This window comes from Polaromonas sp. P1_G2 (genome assembly GCF_056405515.1).
The window spans coordinates 1-517 of sequence record NZ_JBFUBY010000899.1 but is presented as its reverse complement, the minus strand read 5'-3'; the positions used below and the strand labels follow the sequence as shown (position 1 = coordinate 517).

The following is a 517-nucleotide window of genomic DNA, read 5'->3' as shown; positions in this document are numbered from 1 at the left end:
CACAATGTCCGGGAAATCGGCGCGCTTATATCGCAAGTGTCGCGTAATTGCAATTCTTTGAGATTCGATTGACCAAAGTCTCATTGCTGCGCCAAAACTTGCTGCTATGTATGTACCACAAAAGCGCCCGGGAGGCGCTTCACATTTTGGATCTGGGAGGAATGCATGTCGTCCAAGACTTATCCCGTGCTGAAGTCCGCCAAGGATAGAGCACTGATCGACAAGGATAAATACCAGCGCTGGTACCAGGACAGCGTCGAGGATCCGGACCGTTTTTGGGCTAAGCACGGCAAGCGCATCGATTGGTTCAAGCCCTTCACCAAGGTCAAGAACACCTCGTTCAAGGGCAAGGTGTCGATCAAGTGGTTCGAGGACGGCCAGACCAATATTTCCTACAACTGCATCGACCGGCACCTGAAGAAGCATGGCGAGCAGGTGGCGATCATCTGGGAAGGCGACAATCCCTATATCGACAAGAAGATCACCTATAACGAGCTTTACGACCATGTCTGCCGCC

At 52.0% G+C, this 517-nt stretch carries 1 protein-coding gene; it reads left to right on the top strand.

From position 1 onward, the window contains the following. Positions 1 to 165 precede the first annotated feature (165 nt). A partial coding sequence (locus tag AC1D0P_RS28235; RefSeq protein ID WP_477679757.1) for an acetyl-coenzyme A synthetase N-terminal domain-containing protein occupies positions 166 to 517 on the top strand: 352 nt, incomplete at its 3' end.